The organism is Nocardia sp. 852002-20019_SCH5090214 (assembly GCF_001665865.1).
Classification (GTDB): Bacteria; Actinomycetota; Actinomycetes; order Mycobacteriales; family Mycobacteriaceae; genus Nocardia; species Nocardia nova.
The window spans coordinates 1-1852 of the sequence record NZ_LZMK01000036.1 but is presented as its reverse complement, the minus strand read 5'-3'; the positions used below and the strand labels follow the sequence as shown (position 1 = coordinate 1852).

Genomic DNA, 1852 nt, shown 5'->3' with positions numbered 1-1852 from the left:
CCCGTTATCTTTTTCGCAGCCCTTGATCGAGGGCTACGGTCGCCAGGCCCGGTATGACTTCTTGCCCCTGTCGTTCGCATGATCCGGGGGGTGGTGTCGCCGGGTCCTGGTCGGCGTCGATGGACCGCTGATGGGGACAGGGCCGAGGGTAGGTCTCTTCATAACGTGGGTGCCGGGCGTTGACGCCGGATCGGGCGGCTGTTCCGAGGGTTCGACGTGATGAAGGAACTGCGAAGTGGCACAGGCGTATGCCGTGTTCTGCGGCGTTGACGTGGGTAAAGGCGAACACCACGCGGTCGGTCTCGATACCGGCGGCAAACGGTTGTACGACAAGGCATTACCCAACGACGAAGCCCGGCTACGAGCGGTGTTCGACAAGCTCGCCACCCACGGGCCACTGCTGATAGTGGTCGACCAACCCAACACCATCGGGGCGCTGCCGGTCACTGTCGCCCGCGCATGCGGCCACGATGTGGCCTATCTGCCCGGCCTGTCGATGCGCCGCATCGCCGATCTCTACCCGGGACAGGCGAAAACCGATGCCCGCGACGCTTACATCATCGCCGACGCGGCCCGGACCATGCCCCACACGCTGCGCCGCGTCGACACCGGCGACGAAGCCCTCACCGAACTCGGCGTCCTCGTCGGCTTCGATGACGACCTCGCCGGAGAAGCGACCCGCACCAGCAACCGCATCCGCGGCCTGCTCACCAGTATCCACCCGGCACTCGAACGCGTCCTGGGCCCACGCATCGCACACCCGGCCGTCCTGGAGATCCTCTCGCGCTGCGGCGGGCCAGCCGGAATCCACGCCGCGGGTCGACGCAAACTCACCGCCATCGCCGCCAAACACGCGCCTCGGATGGGCGCGCGGCTGGTCGATGAGATCCTGGCCGCGCTGCCGACACAGTCGGTCACCGTTCCCGGTTCCAACGCCGCGGAGATCGTGCTGCCCAAACTGGCAGACTCCCTGAAAAGCGTTTTGCTGCAACGCAAAACCATCGCCGAGGACATCGAGAGGATGCTCGATGCGCACCCTCTTGCCAAGGTCCTGACCTCGATGCCTGGCGTCGGAGTCAGGACCGGAGCCCGCATCCTGCTCGAAGTCGGCGACGGCTCGGCCTTCGCCACCGCCGGGCACCTGGCCGCCTACGCCGGCATCGCCCCGGTCACCCACCGCTCCGGCAGCTCCATAAAGGGCGAGCACCCCGCCAGATCCGGCAACCACAAACTCAAACGCGCCCTGTTCCTGTCCGCGTTCGCGGCCCTGCACGACCCGGCCAGCCGCGCCTATTACACGCGGAAACGCGAGGAGGGCAAGAAACACAACGCTGCCCTCATCTGCCTGGCCCGCCGACGCTGCGATGTCCTCTACGCCATGCTCAAAACCAAACAGCCCTACCGCGTTCCAGCACCAGCGGCCTGATCCCCAACACCATACCGGGTCAGGCGTCCAGCCCCCTCGGCACGCCGAGCCCTGGCCGACTTGCCGCGCTGCCACCAATCGATCACCTCGCCCGCACGGGACATGTCTTCGATGAAATGCGCGGCGGCCTCCACCTGCGCACCGGATTGATCGCAAAACGTCCATAACCGCTGAGCCGCCCGGTGGTACTGGTGGATCACAGCATCGACCTCGAACGCATCCATCCGGCCAGCACGGAACCGATCCAGAGCCTGACCGACATGCTCGACCAACTCACCGAGACACGCTTCGTGATACGCCGCCACACGATCCCGGGCAGCCTGCCGCTCAGCCTTCGACACCACTCAAATCACGCTACCGACCACCGAAGCGTCACCAGGCAAAACATCAACCAGCAACTTGACGAAAACCATAGGGACACCCCCC

General features: G+C 65.7%; 2 protein-coding genes. Both read left to right on the top strand.

Features of this window, described 5'->3' with window-relative positions:
* Nucleotides 1-235: 235 nt before the first annotated feature.
* Nucleotides 236-1426: an IS110 family transposase gene (locus A5780_RS04165; protein ID WP_064907755.1), complete on the top strand. Its 1191-nt coding sequence runs from the start codon at nucleotides 236-238 to the stop codon at nucleotides 1424-1426.
* Nucleotides 1427-1617: 191 nt separating this feature from the next.
* Nucleotides 1618-1852: hypothetical protein (locus tag A5780_RS41695; RefSeq protein ID WP_231982844.1), on the top strand; the 235-nt coding region annotated here is incomplete at its 3' end.